We start from the raw sequence: 18,812 nt of genomic DNA on the forward strand, positions 1-18,812 counted from the left end.
GCTAGTGATGTAACCGTTATAAAAAAAGGGCAAACCTATGTTTGCCCTTCATTTTTTAAAGGTTAATGGTTATAAATTACCTTCGAGTGTATCTACGTTTTCGCGTTTATGATGCGCGGCTATCTCATCGGCCAGTTCATTGCGTGAGCGCTTTTCACTGAGCTTACGATCTGTAAGCCAGTAGAAAAACAAAGGTACAAAGAATACGGCTAAGAAAGTTGCAGCCATCATACCGCCCATAACACCTGTACCAACGCTGTGACGCGCACCGGCACCCGCACCTGAGCTAAGCACCAATGGTACAACGCCTAATATAAACGCCAGCGATGTCATTATAATGGGTCTAAATCTAAGGCGTGCTGCTTCAAGAGCTGCCGCACTTGCGCTCCAACCTTGTTGGTGTTTCATTAAGGCATATTCAACTATCAGAATGGCATTTTTACTGGCAAGACCAAGTAAAGTAACCAAACCAATTTGGAAATACACATCGTTAGTCATGCCTACCAACCAGATTGACACTAGCGCGCCAAAGGTACCAAATGGCAGAGCCAGCATCACAGATAATGGCAGTGACCAACGTTCATAAAGTGCAGCAAGAATTAAGAACACCATGATAACAGCAAGCCCAAGCGCAATACCGGTTGTGCCCGAGCTGCGTTTTTCTTGATAGGCAGAGCCAGTCCAATCGTAAGTCATGTCAGGTGGCAACACAGCTTTTGCAATACGCTCCACTTCGGCAATGGCTTGCCCAGAGCTGTAGCCTGGTGCTGCATTACCCAATAACTTAACCGCTGAAAGGTTGTTATAACGATTAAGACTCTCTGGCCCGCGGCTAAATTCTATATTAGTGAACGCAGACATAGGCACCATAGTACCTTGGCTGTTTTTAACATAGATACGGCCGATGTCGTCGGGTTTCATTCTAAATTCAGCCTCAGCAGACATAAGTACCTGCCATGCTCGTCCAAATTTATTGAAATCATTAACGTAGTATGTGCCTAGCGTACCGGCAAGAGCAGTGAAAGCATCATCAATTTCAATGCCCATGGCACGGGCTTGTTCGCGATCAACATCCACTTTTAGCTGTGGCGCATTAGGGCGCCAAAGTGTTTGTAAGCCACTTAGAACGGGGCTTTTCTGCGCTTCTGCCATCATTAATCCCATGGCTTGTTGCAGTTTCTCGGGGCCACCAGCGCCTTTGTTTTGAATATAAAATTCAAAACCACCGGTGTTTCCTAAACCAAAAATAGCAGGCGGGTTAAAAGCCAGTACCAGTGCTTCGTTTATATGAGCGGTTTTCATAAATAACTCATTAACCAAGCTTTTAGTATCTATTTCTCGTTCATCCCAGTGTTTTTGCGTGACAAATAAGGTTGCCGCACTATTTTTATAGCCACCACCAATAAAATCAAACCCGGTAAATGCAACAACATTTTCATTCGCAGGGTTTGATTGCACCGCTGCAACGACTTGCTTTACCACTTCTTCAGTGCGCTCAAGGGAAGAGCCATCAGGTAAGAAGATAGCCGAAATATAATAGCCTTGATCTTCATCTGGAACGAGTGAACTTGGCGTGTTTTTCCAAAGCCCAATAGTGATTGATACCATGCCAATCATTAATAAAAGGCCAAGTGCGCCGCGACGAACCATAAAGCCAACAGTGCCAACGTATTTACTGGTTATTTGCGTAAAGACTCGATTAAACCATAAAAAGAAGCGTGCGGTTTGTTTGTGCTCTTGTTTCAAAATAAGTACACACAAAGCAGGCGTCATTGTTAGTGCAACAACCCCAGATAAACTCACTGCAATTGAAATGGTGATTGCAAATTGGCGGAATAGCTCTCCTGTTAGGCCACCTAAAAATGCAATGGGCACAAATACTGAGCAAAGCACCAGTACAATGGCGACAACAGGTCCTGATACTTCTTTCATTGCTTTAATAGCTGCTTCATGAGCACTTACATGCTCTTCGTGCATAATTCGCTCGACGTTTTCGAGCACAACTATCGCATCATCGACAACAATACCAATTGATAACACCATACCAAATAATGTCAGCGAGTTAATTGAGTAGCCCAACATGTACATGCCAGCAAAAGTGCCCAGCAATGACACGGGTACAGCTAATGTAGGAATAAGCGTTGCACGCCAGTTTTGTAAAAATAGATACACCACCAAAAATACTAAGATCATGGCTTCGATGAGGGTGATGACCACTTCTCGAATAGATACTTCAACAAAGCGTGTGGTGTCGTATGAATTTAAATGAGCAAGCCCGGTGGGAAATTGTTGTTTAATTTCAGCAAGTACACCGTTTACTTCAGCTGCAACATCTAACGCATTTGCACCTGGTTGTAAAAATATGCCTAATAAAACAGCTTCTTTGCCATTAATTGTACCACTAAAGTTATAATCTTTTGAGCCAAGCTCCACGCGAGCAATATCTTTTAAGCGTAAACTACTGCCGTCAATATTTGAACGAATAATAATTTCTTCAAATTGTTCAGGTTCAGATAAGCGCCCTTGGGCCGTAACACTGTAAACAAGCTCTTGAGCTGACTGAGAAGTGGGCGTTGCACCAATAGATCCCGCGGCATATTGTGAGTTTTGGCTACGAATTGCGCCAGCGACTTCTTCAACGTTCACACCGAGTTGGCTCATAACATCAGGACGAAGCCAAATTCGCATGGCGTAATCTTTCGCACCAAATATTTGTACGCTAGTGGTACCTGGAATACGTTTTATGCGATCCAATATATTGAGGGTAACGTAATTTGAGGTCCATAAACTATCTCGACTGCCATCGGGTGAGTAAAACGCGTGAACTTGTAAAAAGCTTGAAGACCCTTTTTGCACCACCACACCTTGACGGCGTGTTTCTTCTGGCAAACGGGCTTCAACTTGTTTAACACGGTTATTAACGTTTACAGCTGCTTGGTCAATATCAGTGCCAATTTCAAAGGTTACTTCAATGGTGGTCGCGCCTGAGCTGGTTGAGGTTGATGCCATATACATCATGCCTTCAACACCTGTAATTGCATTTTCAATCGGTGCAGCAACGGTTTGTTCAAGCACTTGCGCTGACGCACCGGGGTAGGCTGCTGTAACCTGTACTACAGGAGGGGCAATTTCAGGATACTGTGCAACAGGTAAGCTGCGCATTGCTGCAAGGCCTGCGAGTACAATTACAATGGATATAACAAACGCAAATATGGGTCTGTCTATAAAATAACGAGAAAACATAAGACTCCCTGTGCTTATTCAGCGTTAGCACTGTTTGATGCATTATTTACCGCGACTGGCATACCTGGGAAGAAAATCTTCGCCATGCCGTCAATGATCACTTCGTCACCTTTGTTAAGCCCTGACTTAATCAACCAAAAGTTTTTATCACCTTGGTTTTCTGGCTTTTGGATCCATTCACCAACCTCTACAGGGGCAGGGCGAGCAATCGTGCCGCCTTGTTCATTTTTAGCGACAAGGTAAACAAATTTGCCTGTGCCATTATCAAGCACTGCACGCTGAGGAATAACAAATGCATCTTTACGCACAGCGCCATTTAAACTAACACGCACAAATTGGCCTGGGCGTAGTTTAAAATCAGGATTGGGGATAATAGCTTGTAACTCGCTGGTGCCGGTATTTGGATTAATACGTACATCTGAAAAGTTCACTTGACCAGTTTGACCGTATATTGAACCATCTTGTAGTTTTATGCTGGTTTTCCATTGGCCATTTTCAGGTAGATTGAGTGAGCCATTAGCCATATCTTGGCGCATTTGTAGTTGCTCGCGCTCAGAAATACCGAAACGCAAGCGAATAGGGTCAAGTTGTGTGATTTGCGTTAATAATAAATCAGGACCAGAGACATAGGTCCCTTCAGAAACAAATTCTCGGCCCATAACACCAGCTACAGGCGCTTTGACTTGGGCATATTCAAGGTTAAGTTCCGCTTCTTTTAACGCTACTTTAGCAGCGGCTAAGTTTGTATTAGCAATATCTTGTGTTGAACTTGCATTATCATAATCACGTTGTGAAACGGATTTGTCTGCACGAAGTTTTGCTAAACGTTTTACATCACGTTGTGCTTGGATAAGTGATGCATTCGCGCCATCAAGGGCTGCTTGAGCACGCTCAACGGCCAATTGATACGGCTCTAGGTTGATTGTAAATAAAGACTGATCTTTTCTTACTGTTTGGCCTTCATCAAAATTACGTGATTCTAGTATACCAGTGACCCGCGCTCTTACTTCAACTTCTTTAGAACCTGACAGTGTCGCAGGTAATTCAATAGTAAAAGGCGCATCTTCTGTTGTTGCTAAAATGGTCGACACTGATGCAGGATGCATAGCGGCTTGTTGTGCTTTAGGTGCTTCACTGCATCCTTGAAGAAAGAGCGAGGCAGAGGTAAATAAAAATAATGACAATTTCGATAGTGCGAAAGGCTGACGCATGGTTACTCCACAGTTCCAATTGTATAAGTATAGGTTTAAAGCAAGTTAAGCTGGTTGAGTATGGTTTGTTGTGTGATTTATAACCATGACATTTAAAAATAATAAATGATATTCAGCTTAAGTAAACGCAAGTGTATACCCAAATTTAAAGGAGGTATACACTTGCGTTTACTTTTTTCTACATTAATGTGGTAGATTAGGGGGGATTAATATTGGGGGGCAATGTGGAAAGTAATAGTAAACAAAATGATGTGTTATGTGCCGCGATTCAAGAATTTGCACAATTTGGCTTGCTCGGGACCACTATGGAAACAATTGCCAAGCAAGCAAATGTTTCAAAACGAACTTTATATAAACATTATCCGAATAAAAATGCGCTATTTGACGACGTTGTTGCATTACTATTAGAACGTTTTTCGCAATTACACAAATATCAGTATCAAGCTGATGTCAGTATTTACGAGCAATTAAAAGAGTTAGCAAAAGTATGTTTGTCACTTGGTAATGATGAAAACTACTTAACCTTGTCGCGTATTGTGATCATTGAGTCAATGCGAGATAAAGAGCAGGCCGCACGATTAGAAGAAAAGTTTTTAGACTGTGAGAAGGGACTACTTACGTGGTTTGAGCAAGCACATCATGCGGGCGTTTTAAACGATGTACCTGCGGATATTGCTGCTTCATTTTTTTACGGTGGGTTAAAAAATATGGGCTATTGGGAGCAAGTTATTATGTGGAAGCCTGCTCTTGATGAACAACGCTTAGAACAGTTGATTGATCTTACTTCGCGATTTTTTATCAGTGGTATTAAATTAAATAAATAAAAAGAGGTTGAGCCTATCCTTAAGTTCAACCTCAGGGTATTGATTTATTTCAATGCACAATCGTTATTTTAGTAGTTCGACTAACTCAGTTAAATTTTGCACATTGTAGTCTGGCTTTTGTGCTAGAGGGTATAATGCTTTACCTGGACGAGCAATAAACGCAGTTTGTAAGCCAGCTTCCTTCGCTCCAGCTACATCCCAACCATGAGCTGCGACCATTAAGGCATCTTCAGCTTTAACGTTTAATTGTTTAAGTGCCCATTCGTAGGCTCGTAGGTCAGGTTTATATATTTTGATATCTTCAATACTGTATCTAGCTTCAAAGTAATCAGTTAAACCTGCACTTTCAAATTGAGCTTTTACGCCATTATTAGATGAGTTAGTTAAGCTGACTAATTTATAACCACTGTCTTTTAAAGCTTGCAAGCCTGCTTTAACATCAGGGTGAGCAGGTAGGCTTAATAATGGTGTGACGATAGCTGTTTTAGCTTGTTCGGCATTAATTTTGATATTATTGTTTTGTGCCACCATTAATAGTGAAGCAACGCCAATTTTTCCAAAGTCCTGGTAATCACCAATCGCAGTGCTTACTAAAGAATGGTGTAACATAGTCGAAAACCAAAGTGGGAGTAAATCTTCTCGTCCACCAAGCGCTTCACCAATCGATTCACGCATTGAATCTAGATCAAGTAAAGTTTCATTTACGTCAAAAATAATTACCTTAGGTTTAGGTTGAACAGATTCTGCTGCCATCGCATCCCCTCCAATTAATTGGCCCAACAGAACTAATGATAGACTTAGTTTTGTTAGCGATTTAAAAATAGTCATATATTTAATGCCTTTTAGTCACAGTTACAGAGGAGTAGTAATTAAAGATAAAAACTTTCCAAACCCTCTAGTATAAAACTTTTGATCAGTATAATGTTTGGATTTTATAAATAAACTCTGTAAAACTAAAAGCTATATTCGAAAATATTAAATGTTGTTGAGGAGTGTTTATGTATAGTGTGAGTGATCTCGAAACATTTATTGCAATCGTCGAAAACAAAGGTGTACTGGCAGCGGCAAGTGCACAAGGACTCTCAGCTGCGACCGTCAGCCACAGGTTAGCAAAACTAGAGCGTGAATTAGCGACAGTATTGGTATTTAGGGATAGCCGACGAATTCGTTTATCGCCAGCAGGTAAAGTGTTTTATCACAAAGTGGCAACCATTCTAGAGGCATTGCATGATGCTGAATACAATATAGGTGCACGAGGGTCATCGGTGAGTGGCTTGTTGAGAGTAACCATGCCGCCATGGGTGTTTTCAAAGTTTGTAATGCCTAAATTAATCGCTTTTGAACAGCAATACCCTGAATTGCAATTGGATTTTTCAATTTCTGATAATTTTGTCAATGTGGTAGATGATGCACAAGATATTGCCATTAGAGTCGGTAAGTTAAATGATTCGGCGCTACTGTCACGTAAAATAGTCAATAATCATCGTGTCTTATGTGTTGCGCCAAGTTATGTTGAAAAATACGGTATGCCTGCGTCTTTTGAGCAACTCCAAACACATTTTTGGGTATGTTTACCTTGGCAGCGGCAATTAAAGTTGAAAGATGACAAGGGAAAAATAGTTAATTTCAACGCCAAGACGCGCTTTACTATTTCAAACTCAGACAATATGACCCAAGCGGCTATTGCAGGGCACGGTATTGCAATTAAATCTAAGTTAGCTATTCAAAATGAGTTAGATAATGGAACATTGCTTGAGGTATTACCTGGCATTTTAGCGGATGGTGACGCACCAGTCTGGTTTTTAAAACCACAGAACAGCTTAACAACACGTAAAACAGAAGTATTTTATGAGTTTATGAAGTCATTATTTGTAAGCCAAAATAGCTTATCTTAGCTAAAGTAAATATGGTAACCCTAAAATAACGACAATTTAACAATTTGTCTTGTAATTAGTGCTAAAACTCGTAACCTTAGCGTAATAATAATATTATGGGGTGATAGGATGGCACAAAGTAAAGTACCAAGCGCATTTGTTGAGCTGTCGTCACAAATACGACGTTTTGTTTCCCGCATAGTATTACCCGACGACGTTGAAGACATTGTTCAAGAAACCTTCGTGAAAAGCTATGAAGCTGATTTAAAACAAGATATTAAATATACCCATAGCTACATGCTAAAAACCGCAAAAAACTTGGCGCTAAATCACGTAGCTAAGTGGGATAATAAGCATAACGATTCACTTGATACGGGTGATGATTATCAGCAGCATCTAAAATCGATGCAGCTCGAAGACGAAGTAACATCGAAAGAACGGTTTTTACTTTTTTGCCGCGCGACTGAACAGTTAAGCCAACCTGTACGTAAGTGCTTTATTTTAAAAAAAGTCTATGGCTTGAGCCAAAAAGAAATTGCACAGCAAATGAAGTTAAGCGAAAGTACGGTTGAGAAACATATAGCTAAAGGGCTGCTAAAGTCGATGCAATATATGCAGCAACAAGAGCAAGTATCCACAGGCACTGAGCAAGTAAATGCGACTACCAGGAGGGTGGGTAAATGAGCAATATTCATCAATTTTCATCTAAAGACGTTATTCAAGCACAAGCAAGCCGATGGATCAGCGCTATGGATCGCGGTTTAAATGACGACGAAAGAGCACAATTCCAGCAGTGGGTACAACAAAGTAAAGCACATCAAGATGCTGTATTTGATTTAGCGCAGCTGTGGGATGAGCTAAGTGTACTCAATGAGTTAAGTAGCTTATTCCCTAATAAACAAGTGCCTTCAAAAAATTCAATTTCAAATACTCGCTTTACAATAGCCGCAAGTATTTTTGCAGTGATGCTAATGGCGACATTTATGTTTGCAGGACACAACTATTACCCGAACTCAGTGCAAGAGCAGGCCAAGTACAGCAAAATCTACCGCACTAAAGTGGGGGAGCAGGCTACCTACGTATTACCCGATAGCACCATAGTGCAATTAAACACTAATAGCTTATTAGAAGTGGCTTACACCCAAGGACGCAGACAGCTCATTTTAAGTCGTGGTGAAGGGCGCTTTAATGTAGCTAAAGATGCTTCAAGGCCGTTTAGTGTTATGGCGGGTGATAAATCATTTACAGCTTTGGGCACAGTGTTTAACGTACAGCGCAATGCATCATCAGATTTAGAATTGGTAGTTACTGAGGGCAAGGTAATGATCACCGACCCGAGCGTTGCAGTAAACGCGGATGATTTTGTGAAATTACAACAGGCTAATAACGACACGGCACAAGTTAGAAAAATAAATGCAAGTATTGTTATTTCAGGTGAAAAAGCACTTATTAAGGAAAGCATCACTGCACCAATTAAACAATTATCTATGGATGATGTGCAGCGAGATTTGGCATGGCAGCATGGCATGTTAATTTTCAACGGCGAACCACTGAGTGAAGCATTACAAGAAGTGAGTCGCTATACCGCGACACGGTTTGAGTTAAAAGACCCTAGTTTAGCTTCGCTCAAGGTGGCTGGTGTTTTTAAAGCCGGAGATATCATAGGTTTATTAGATAGCCTACAAGCCAATTTAGCAATAGAGCATGAGCGATTAGGTGAGCATATTGTTAGCCTAACACAAGGCAATCATAGTTAAGTAAACTGCTTAAACACTGACTTAAAGCATGAAAAGTAACGATGCTGATAAATAAAAGTAAAAAAATAATAAAGAAAAAGTCAAATTTGTGTAGGGGATTATTCGTTCTCAACTGTTTGTATAAGTTGCGTAGTAACCAAACGTATCCATTATGTGGGTTTATAGCACTAGCACCTTTAGTTTGTAGCCTAAATGTGCATGCTAATGCTGTTGATTCACAAATGGTGCAATTTGATATTAAAGCGCAACGAGCAGACCTAGCACTGATTGAATTTGCTAAGCAAACTGAACAAACCGTGGTTTTTTCATTTGAATTGGCAAAGCAATATCAAGCTCAATCAGTGTTTGGTTATTACACCCAGTTGGATGCACTTTATACGATGTTGCAAAATACTGAACTCGATGCGGTTGTTGATCAAAATGGTTTACTGAGCGTAAAACTCAAACAAATCAATAGGAATGATAACAACATGAAAAAGCTTTCTGGGGTCAGTGCTGCCGTATTACCACTTTTAATGGCAACAAACAGCCAAACGGTAAATGCACAAGAACAAGCCGCACAAGAAAATATTGAAAAAATAGCTATTGTTGGTAGCCGTGTCGCGGGTCGTTCAGTTGAAGATTTACCTGTTCCTGTCGATATTTTAAGCGCTGAAGCACTTGAGAATACAGGACAAACAGAAGTTGGCCGAATGTTACAAGCCATTGCGCCTTCATTTAACTTTTCTAGCTCATCAATCAGTGATGGCACAGATGCACTGCGCCCTGCAACGTTACGTGGCTTAGGGCCCGATCAAACGCTGGTACTTATCAATGGTAAGCGCCGTCACCAAGCCAGTATCATTCATATTAATACATCCGTTGGGCGTGGTACTGCCGGAACAGACATGAATGCCATTCCTGCTGCATCAATTAAACGTATCGAAGTGTTACGTGATGGTGCTGCCGCACAGTATGGCTCTGATGCGATTGCAGGTGTTATCAATATTGTACTTAAAGATGCCGAAGAGGGCGGAAAAGCGGCAATTAACTATGGTCAATACTCAGAAGGTGATGGCGAAACCGTTAACATTGACTTTAATAAAGGCTTTGCTCTGGGTGATGATGGATATTTAAATACCACGATTAATTATCGCGATCGTGCGCCGACTAATCGCGCAGGCCTGCATGGTTCTTGTCAATTTTACGGTTGTGAGGAGCTAAGCGATGGTACTTTACTTGCTTCAGATCCACGTGAACTCACAGCACCGCGAGATACATTCAGAATTGGTGATGCTGACTCACAACAATTTGCTTTAACTGTAAATACAGGCTACGAATTAGCTGGTGGCGAGCTTTATGGTTTTATCACTTATTCAACTCGAGATAATGAGTCTGCTGCGTTCTTCCGTCATAATGCTAATGCAGATGGTAACCCTGTCTTACAAGATGGTGATGCTGTTATCCCGATGGGTTTCTTACCAAAAATAAACACCACGATAGACGACATTTCATATAACTTTGGTTTTAAGAAAGAGTTTGATAATGACTCAAGCCTCGACTTTTCATATACCTATGGTGAAAATAGTATAGATTACACGACCAGTGATACGATCAATGGCTCATATGCTAATTTATTACGCTACGAACAGGGACTTAGTGCTGATGATATTCGCACAACCATCCCACGTGAGGCTTATGCTTATGGTATGGAGCTTTCTCTGCAAACGTTAAACTTGGACTACACGAAAGATTATGATGATTTTTCATTAGCCATGGGGGCAGAGCTGCGTACAGATGAATATCGAATACTTGAAGGCAGCGAATATGCATACCGCGATTACGACACCAATAATGGTGTTAATATTTATGATGGCCTAAGTGGTGGTGTCGGCAGCGAAAATGCAGCGGGTGGTACTCAAGGCTTTGGTGGTTCTTCGCCAGAATCATCAGTAGATGAATCTAGAGATGTTATTTCGTTCTATGTTGATGCTGAAACTTATGTAATTGATGATGTGATCATTTCAGGTGCATTGCGTTACGATAACTATAAAGGTTTTGGTGACACGGTAAACTTTAAACTTGCCGGTAACTGGTCAGTGACTGATGATGTTTCATTACGAGGTGCAGTGAGCACAGGCTTTAGAGCACCTTCAATGCAGCAATTGTACTTTAATAATATTAGTACGCAATTTGTTGTGGGCCCTAATGGAGATTTAATCGCAGAAGAAGTGGGCACTTTTAGAAATGACAGTACCCTTGCACAAAGCATTGGTATTCCAAAGCTAAAAGAAGAAAAGTCAGACAATCTCAGCCTAGGTATTGTTTATAACGTGACCGATAACATTAATGTCACTATCGATTATTACTCAATTGATATCGATGACCGTATTGTGATCAGTAATCGCTTAGGTAAAGGGTTATCTTCCACACTTGATGCCGCATTGGTGAGTTCAGGTGCTGGTGCAGGTCAGTTTTTCTTAAATGGTGCAGACACTGAAACACAAGGTGTTGATTTTGTTGCAACGTGGAACACCGAAGGGCTGGGCGGTACGCTTGACTTTACTTTAGCAGCAAACTTTACTGAAACTGATGTGGTTGATTTATTTACTCCACAAGGCAGTGGCCTTGAAACCATACCGGTAGAAGATGTCTTTTCAGCTCAAGAAACATCGATTATCGAAGAGTGGCAACCACAAGACCGAGTGAACTTAAGTGCGCTATATCGCTTAGAAGATTGGACTGTGAATTTATCACTGAACCGTTATGGTGAATACACTGTGGAAGATGGCGGCCGCCAAACCTATGGGGCAGAAGTGCTTACAGATGTGAAAATAAACTACTATGTTACCGATAACCTATCATTAAATATTGGTGCTAATAACTTATTTGACGTCTACCCAGATAAAAACACCATTGGCAACTCTCGCTCAGGCACTATTGTAGACGCATCAGGGAATACAATTGTTAGTTCAACGGGTGTATTTGATTATTCTCGTCGTTCTGCGCCATTTGGCTTCAACGGTGCTTACTACTATTTAGGTGCCGAATATCGTTTCTAAATAACTTCTCCTACGTTATTTAACTTTTGAAGGGCCGTAAGGCCCTTTTTTTGACTTAACGAATTATATTAGTGCTTTTGTTGCATGCGGCTCATCTCAGTATGGCAGCTTTGCATTGTGAGTAAAACTTTAGATAATGCAGCTTCACAATCATGAGGCTGGGGTTTTTTCATAGCGGCTTTGATTTCTTCTAGTGTTTTATCTTCAACTTCTTCGAGCTCTTTAACGTATGTTTGATCGTTGTCTGAGCTGAACTTAGTAATTAATGACGTATATGCTCGGCGTGCTTCTACAGCAAACGATGAACCATCTTCGCGTTCACCTTGCTCGTTGATGGCGTATGGTTGTAAGCTTTCAACACTTACTTTACGGGCATCTATCATACGTTGAAAAAGTGCGCCTACGGCCGGATCTTCAACTTTGTCCTGTGCTTTTTCATAAAAATCTATGCCGCTGTTCATTACTTGGATAATGTCAGTGATATGATTTGCGTCTTGTCCTTGATGGGTATTCATAATAATGACCTCTTTAAGTTAAATGAATTAAATGTCATTTAACTTAAAGCAAGGCCTGTTCCATCTGTATTTGTTTTTAATAATATGATTTAAAACAACTTATTTTAAACCTTCATTGTGTTTACTCAATAGCTTCGCAAATTTTACAAGCTATTATGTAATTGTTTTACTTCAACTCGTCAGCTACTTCCGCCACTTTTTGTCTTAGCCAAACATGGCTCGCGTCACGATGAAGTAATGGACTCCATATCATATCTAACTCAAAAGGTGGGATGGGAAAAGGTGGCTCAAGAATTGTTAACCCAGGATCGTCTACATATATATTGGCGGCCTTTGATGGCAGTGTAGCAACTAAGTTTTGTTCTTTAGCTAAATGAATCGCAACGTGATAGTTACGGGTAAATGTGGCAATGTTTCTGTGTTTGCCAAAGTGGGCAAGGGCTTCATCTACCCAACCAAGCTTTTGCACGTCTTTAGGATCCATACCTACACCAACCCCAAAACCGGTTTTACTTACCCAAATGTGGCGTGCTTTTAAATAGCTATCAAGGCTAAAATTTTCAATGATTGGATTATCGGTTTTTACTAAGCAGCAAAAGCTGTCTTTCCAGATGCGTTTATGATGAAAAGACTGCGGTAAGTTTTCAAAGCGGTTGATTGCCATGTCTACTTTACCGTTTTCAACATCATGAAAGGTAACATCACTGGGTGTGAGTATATCCAAGGTGGTGTCGGGTGCTTCTTCATGTAATTTACTTAGTAAACGTGGCGCGAGCGTGCTGGCAGCATAGTCACTGGCCATAATTCTAAACACACGTTTACTCTGACTCGCTTCAAACTCTCTATTAGGTGCGAGGGTTTCCTCTAGCGTCATTAAAATCCCGCGGATCACTGGCTGTAACTCAATAGCGCGCTCTGTCGGGACCATGCCATCACTGGTACGTACTAAAATCGGATCATTAAATAAATTGCGCAGTCGTTTTAGGCCATTGCTCATTGCTGGCTGGGTGATACTGAGTTGATTTGCTGCTCGAGTAACATTGCATTCACGTAGCAGTGTGTCTAAATATACCAGTAAATTTAAATCTATCTTGCTGATGTTCATTGTCTGTCCTTGCGTTTACCAGTGCTGGATAAACCGTTGTGTGTTCGGATATGGATAAATATGACTCACTATGCCATTTTTAATATTCTTTTGAGCCTGTTGCCAATAATTTACATCTAAAAGTTCCGGATGAGACTGTGTAAAAACCGCCTTATAACGTGGATTAGGCATTACAAATGTACATAACTGCTCAGGAAATACATCCTGCGGCGCTACAGAGTAACTTTGCTCATTAGTTAAGTAGTCATCATAATTTTTAGCTTTAGGCAGTGCCCGAAAGTTCATGTCAGTTAGGTATTGCACTTCATCGTAGTCATAAAAAATAATACGATTATGATTACTAACCCCAAAGTTCTTAAGTAACATGTCGCCAGGGAAGATATTCACTGCAATCATCTCTTTAAGCGCTTGCCCGTATTCATTGATTGCTGTTACGGCTTCTTCGTCAGTGGCTGATTCTAAAAATAAATTCAGCGGAGTCATGCGCCGCTCTATATATAAGTGCTTTATAATGACTAAATCATCGTCGATAACCATTGATTCGCCAATGGTGTTTTTAAGCTGTAGGAGTAAGTTATCGTCAAAGCGGGATAAAGGAAATACGACGTTCGAATACTCTATGGTATCCGCCATACGACCGACCCGATCATGACTTTTTACAAGCTGGTAGCGCTTTAATACGGTGTCTCTGCCAAATGGTTTGCTCTCACCAAATTTATCCTTAATAACTTTAAATACATAGCCAAATGAAGGAAGAGTAAACACCATCATGACCATACCAGGCGTTCCTGGCGCTATCATAAAGTTATCATTCGAACGGGCAAGGTGAGTTAAAAACTCGCGATAAAATTCTGTTTTACCTTGCTTGTGAAATCCAATTGCGTTGTAAAGCTCAGCTAAAGTTTTATTTGGCATTAGCTGGTTTAAAAAGCGAACCAATGCCGAAGGGGCATGTGTTTCAACCATAAAATATGCACGTGCAAAGCCAAAAATAACCCGCATTTGTGAGGAGTTCGTAAGTAGTGCATCTAGGTAGAGGCCTTCCTCTTTATGATGTAACACTGGAATAATAAAGGGTTGTATACCACTGCTTGATACAACGCGTCCGACAATATAAGCCGCCTTGTTGCGATAAAAAGGAGTTTGCAATATATCAAAACGCATTTGCCATGCGCTGTGATGGGTATCCGGTGCTTGATTATAAAATGCTTTTACGAGTAGGCGAATATCACGTTCTAAGTTTACAAAAGGGGCCTTAAAATCAAATTGGTTTATTATTTTACGGATTGTGGGCTTTAACCCATCAACAACAGGAAAGAAACTTCTATATTCAGCTTCGATCGGCAAAGCAGGGGCATCAGCAAGTGAGGTTTCAACAAAAATAAAATCATTATTAAAATACCGCCGATGAAACAGCCTACAAAAAACGGAGTTATAGAATGTTTCAGCAAGTTCAGCCTGCGGGTGGAATTGTAAAAACTGTTGATAGTGTCGTTTACTTTCAAGCCAGAGTGTTTCATCTAGTTGATTTGCTGAGGCAAGATGGGCTTCTTTTAATTGTGCAATTGTTTCATTAACCCGAGCATCGTAGTGGCTAATTCTAAGGCGGCTGATTTCATGTAATTGCGGCCAATCCTGCTCTGAAAAAGCTATTGGCGCCTGTGAAGTGATTTTTTGAAATAACCGATAGTGCTTTTTAAAGCCCTTTAATATGAACTCTGCAATTGTGTGTGCGTGCATGTGTGAGAGTACTCCTAAAAAACGACATAGAGTTATTGCTCTATGTTTGTTAAGAGTATGCTAAATAATAGTAAAACCCAATAGCTTATTCATAACGTTTTAGTTTTTTTTCAAGCTTATCTATTTGCTTTTCGACTTTTTTAACATCTCTAGCATAACGCTTATTAATTTCTTTGAGTTGTTTTTTTATATCTTTAGTAACTTTTTTTATTTCACTGTCACTTAAAATACGCTTCAAGCGCTGTTGCTGATTAAATTCAGCACGATCCCTATCACGAGAAAGTATAGCAAGTGTATGGTTTTGGCTTCGTATTTCGGCATTGATATTTCGAATTATCTGTTTTCGTTCAAGCTCATTGAGTGTTTTTACATGATTTGCATTGGGATCAGAAAAAGCCACATTGGTTTGTTTAATTTTGTGCTCAGTTGCATTGGAACCACAGGGAAATTGGCTAAATACGGTGCCTCTATCTGTTGTGCATTTATAGTAATGCGCCTGAGTAGCAAAACAACAGCTCGAAAACAGCAAGATAAGTAATAAAGATAAAAGTAGGGGGAGGTTGGTTTTCATATCAGCTTCCTTGCATTGGGTATCTTATGAATATAACCCAAAATAGGTAAATGACAAGGCAAGGGCAAAGCCACTTAAAATAATTAAAGTGGCCATCGTTATAAAACTTAAGCTTAATTAGTAAACGTTTTTAGCTTTTTAATACTTTGCACTAAAAACGGAATATCCAAGCCTTGCTCAATTGAAAAACCTTGCGCGGCAGAGATATTTTTATAATTCCCGTCGGAGTCTATTAATGTAATTCGATCTTTTTTATACGCAATAAAGACACCTTGCGAGTAAGTAACCCCAGTATCATCTTTTTTAGCGTATAAGTTCACACCCAGCATACTTTGTTTCGTTATTTGCGAGCAATTTAAGTACTCTCCAATACTGGTTGCAATGATATCACTAGGCTGAATAAGCCCTTCTACTTGGTTGATTTTATCATCTGAACTATAAAGTATTGAAGTAGCCACTACGTCATTACTGTTTTTAGCTAAGTTAAATGCAAAAATATGGGCTGCATCATCGAATACGAGAGATTCAATGTCTGTATTATTTGCATTAATTATATTAATCGCAGCGTTTTTAGATGCTGTCTCATTGATATAATCAAAATCTGCAAACCCTGTTATTGTTAAACTACGCTGTTTATTTTGCCAAGCCGGAAGCGTTTGCTGTGTAAACAAGGCGGGTTTGTAATAAGCGGGTAAGCCATAAATCAAGCTAAATAAAGTATCTTGGGTATTTACTGGCTGTAGAAATTGCTCTGTTTGATGTAAATTACCGTGTTGCTTAGCAAAGCGAGTTAATAGTTCAGTATCATTAAATACTAAAATTGTAATGTTAGCCGCGTCATTGGCTTCACAACGCGGGAGCGGTGTGGGCAAAACATAATTAATGTTTTGATTAGACAGCTTCACGTTATGTGCTTGTTTATAGCTTTCAATATCGAGTAAATCATTTTTTGCCAGTAAGCTTTTGGCGGTAGTTGGGTATGACAATGGTAAAACGTTATCTTGTTTTGTTATGTCAAACTCTAGGTTTGCATCAGCCCAAATATGGATACTGTGGCTTAGTGCAAAACAAGTAACCAACACAGATGTAGCATAACGACCAAACTTATATTGTTTTAAGCGTGCTAAATGATGCCACGTATAATTACTGACGAGTAGTTGGAACGCTAAAATTAATATAACAATCCCGCCTGCCAACAGTGTAGTAAGCGCTGGTGAGCTTGTTAAACGATGCCACAACAGAGAGACGATTTCAGGCAGCGCTGAGCTACTTAGATGATACCCTAAATTAAAATATACATAGGCATCTAAGGTTAATAGCGATGCCCCTAAAGTTGCTAATACTGCTGCCATACCACGAATATGACGAGGATATGGAAACACTAAACTGAGCGGAAAAACCGTCAGCACAAATGCAATGAAGGTAATAAAGCTAGTGTGGCTAAGCCAGGTAACCAGCATGTACAGGGTACCCATTGCTGTTGTCGGTGGCGAGTCAGCAAATAAATAGCTTAAACTAATAAATAATACTAAACCGATGTTAGCAAAGGTAAACCAATGCCCCCAGCTTAGTAATTGACTCGCTTTAGACGAAAACTGATTGTGCTGCGATAAATTCATATATGTTATTTAACCGATTGCGCTAATGCTTTTGCAAAGTTATCAGCAACGGCTTGTCTTTTCCCTGTTGGTACATGCTCTTTTAGGATATGCGTGATAGAATTTCCTAAACACATAAGACTTAAATCAACCGGCGCATTGTGCTCAGTTAACACATCAATGAGCTGATCGACGATTTGTTCTACTTCATCATTAGAATATTTTGATAAGATTGGCATCAGTTGGTTCAATAAAAGAGTTATATTCTCGTATTTTAACACCAGAGGCGTGAAAAACAAAGATGACAATAGATGTTAAAAAGTTAGTCGTTCATTATGTAGACAAAAAAGACGACGATACGCAGATCCATTTACGCAACGATGAAATGGCAGTTAATGATAAAGTTGCCGTTTTTATTGAGCAATTACATCACGCATACAACGGCAAACCAGGTAAAGGCTATTGTGCTTTCAGTGGCGATAAAAATAGTGTTGTTGCATCAGCAATGCAAAGCTATCGTAATGACGAGCTTGGTTTTTGGCACATGACAGAGCAAGCGACAACAGTACTGAAAGAAGAGTTAAATAAGTACGCGTTTAATGAAACCGGTTATTTGATTTTTTGTCATTACCAGTATGTTGCCACTGATTATATGTTGATTGCCATGATCAATATTAAAGAGCATTACTCAATTACCTCTGAGCTTGATTTAGCCTCATCACGCCATTTAGATATTTCTCGTATGCAGTTAGCAGCGCGAATTGATCTAACAGGTTGGGATACTCAAGCCGATGACAACCGTTATATCTCTTTTATAAAAGGACGTGCTGGGCGTAAAGTGGCAGACTTTTTCTTAGACTTCTTAGGCTGTGAAGAAGGTATTGATCCAAAACAGCAAAGCCAAGCAATGCTTAACGCCGTTGAAGATTACTTATCTGAGCAGCAATTTGATAAGTCAGAGAAAGATGACTTACGCAAACAAGTGTTTGATTACTGTAATGACTGTGTAACCACAGGGGAAGATGCCAATGTCAGTGAGTTATCACAAGCTCTCACAAAAGGCGATGACAACCCATTTGACAGCTTTTGCAAAGAGCAAAGTTACGATTTAGAAGAGTCATTTCCGGTAGATAAAAAAACCGTCACTAGCATGGTGAAGTTTTCCGGCCTTGGCGGCGGTGTGAGTATCAGCTTTGAGCGCAAACATTTAGGTGAGCGCGTAACCTACAATGAAGCAACAGATACCCTGGTTATTAAAGGCATCCCGCCTAACTTAAAAGATCAGCTGCAACGGTTTATGGAAAGTGAAGATTAGATTTTAGTTTTCAGTCAT

The 18,812-nt window shown here is 40.2% G+C and carries 15 protein-coding genes; 6 read left to right on the forward strand and 9 right to left on the reverse strand.

Annotated features, from left to right (window positions below; genetic code table 11):
• Positions 1-69 precede the first annotated feature (69 nt).
• Both AAEU30_RS13210 and AAEU30_RS13215 read right to left on the reverse strand, forming a co-directional pair.
• Complete coding sequence (locus AAEU30_RS13210; RefSeq protein WP_421960886.1) at positions 70-3,243, reverse strand: efflux RND transporter permease subunit; 3,174 nt, start codon at positions 3,241-3,243, stop codon at positions 70-72.
• A 14-nt stretch (positions 3,244-3,257) separates the two neighbouring features.
• Positions 3,258-4,454: an efflux RND transporter periplasmic adaptor subunit gene (locus tag AAEU30_RS13215; protein WP_421960887.1), complete on the reverse strand. Its 1,197-nt coding sequence runs from the start codon at positions 4,452-4,454 to the stop codon at positions 3,258-3,260.
• Between the two features lie 224 nt (positions 4,455-4,678).
• Here AAEU30_RS13215 and AAEU30_RS13220 point away from each other — a divergent pair, with 224 nt between their 5' ends.
• Positions 4,679-5,278, forward strand: a complete 600-nt coding sequence (locus AAEU30_RS13220; protein WP_421960888.1) for a TetR/AcrR family transcriptional regulator — start codon at positions 4,679-4,681, stop codon at positions 5,276-5,278.
• Positions 5,279-5,341: 63 nt separating this feature from the next.
• On the opposite strand, the gene AAEU30_RS13225 is transcribed toward AAEU30_RS13220, so the two are convergent.
• Positions 5,342-6,106, reverse strand: coding sequence for a haloacid dehalogenase type II (locus AAEU30_RS13225; protein WP_421960889.1), 765 nt, complete (start codon positions 6,104-6,106; stop codon positions 5,342-5,344).
• 170 nt (positions 6,107-6,276) lie between these two features.
• Here AAEU30_RS13225 and AAEU30_RS13230 point away from each other — a divergent pair, with 170 nt between their 5' ends.
• From AAEU30_RS13230 to AAEU30_RS13245, 4 genes are all read left to right on the forward strand, one after another.
• Positions 6,277-7,173 carry a LysR family transcriptional regulator gene (locus tag AAEU30_RS13230; protein ID WP_421960890.1) on the forward strand — a complete coding sequence of 299 codons (897 nt, stop codon included), beginning with the start codon at positions 6,277-6,279 and terminating at the stop codon, positions 7,171-7,173.
• Positions 7,174-7,281: 108 nt separating this feature from the next.
• Positions 7,282-7,836, forward strand: coding sequence for an RNA polymerase sigma factor (locus tag AAEU30_RS13235; protein ID WP_421960891.1), 555 nt, complete (start codon positions 7,282-7,284; stop codon positions 7,834-7,836).
• Positions 7,833-8,909: a FecR family protein gene (locus AAEU30_RS13240; protein WP_421960892.1), complete on the forward strand. Its 1,077-nt coding sequence runs from the start codon at positions 7,833-7,835 to the stop codon at positions 8,907-8,909. The genes AAEU30_RS13235 and AAEU30_RS13240 overlap by 4 nt, the downstream gene beginning before the upstream one ends.
• 41 nt (positions 8,910-8,950) lie before the next feature.
• Positions 8,951-11,950 carry a TonB-dependent receptor plug domain-containing protein gene (locus AAEU30_RS13245; protein ID WP_421960893.1) on the forward strand — a complete coding sequence of 1,000 codons (3,000 nt, stop codon included), beginning with the start codon at positions 8,951-8,953 and terminating at the stop codon, positions 11,948-11,950.
• A 68-nt stretch (positions 11,951-12,018) separates the two neighbouring features.
• Here the strand turns inward: AAEU30_RS13245 and AAEU30_RS13250 are convergent, their stop codons facing one another.
• From AAEU30_RS13250 to AAEU30_RS13275, 6 genes are all read right to left on the reverse strand, one after another.
• On the reverse strand, positions 12,019-12,465 hold the full coding sequence (locus AAEU30_RS13250; protein WP_421960894.1) for a ferritin-like domain-containing protein: 447 nt from the start codon (positions 12,463-12,465) through the stop codon (positions 12,019-12,021).
• Between the two features lie 166 nt (positions 12,466-12,631).
• Positions 12,632-13,570 carry a LysR family transcriptional regulator gene (locus tag AAEU30_RS13255; protein WP_421960895.1) on the reverse strand — a complete coding sequence of 313 codons (939 nt, stop codon included), beginning with the start codon at positions 13,568-13,570 and terminating at the stop codon, positions 12,632-12,634.
• 15 nt (positions 13,571-13,585) lie between these two features.
• On the reverse strand, positions 13,586-15,310 hold the full coding sequence (gene aceK / locus AAEU30_RS13260; RefSeq protein ID WP_421960896.1) for a bifunctional isocitrate dehydrogenase kinase/phosphatase: 1,725 nt from the start codon (positions 15,308-15,310) through the stop codon (positions 13,586-13,588).
• Positions 15,311-15,395: 85 nt separating this feature from the next.
• Positions 15,396-15,881 (reverse strand): DUF4124 domain-containing protein, encoded by a 486-nt coding sequence (locus tag AAEU30_RS13265; protein WP_421960897.1) that lies wholly within the window; start codon positions 15,879-15,881, stop codon positions 15,396-15,398.
• A gap of 113 nt (positions 15,882-15,994) precedes the next feature.
• Entirely contained in the window at positions 15,995-17,500 is a 1,506-nt protein-coding gene (locus AAEU30_RS13270) for a DUF3413 domain-containing protein (protein ID WP_421960898.1), read from the reverse strand.
• A 5-nt stretch (positions 17,501-17,505) separates the two neighbouring features.
• Positions 17,506-17,718, reverse strand: a complete 213-nt coding sequence (locus AAEU30_RS13275; protein ID WP_058558974.1) for a YejL family protein — start codon at positions 17,716-17,718, stop codon at positions 17,506-17,508.
• A gap of 62 nt (positions 17,719-17,780) precedes the next feature.
• On the opposite strand from AAEU30_RS13275, the gene yejK reads away from it, so the two are divergent.
• Complete coding sequence (yejK, locus tag AAEU30_RS13280) at positions 17,781-18,794, forward strand: nucleoid-associated protein YejK (RefSeq protein WP_087531867.1); 1,014 nt, start codon at positions 17,781-17,783, stop codon at positions 18,792-18,794.
• Positions 18,795-18,812 lie beyond the last annotated feature (18 nt).

The sequence above is a fragment of the Pseudoalteromonas mucoides genome, from assembly GCF_049257175.1.
Classification (GTDB): Bacteria; Pseudomonadota; Gammaproteobacteria; order Enterobacterales; family Alteromonadaceae; genus Pseudoalteromonas.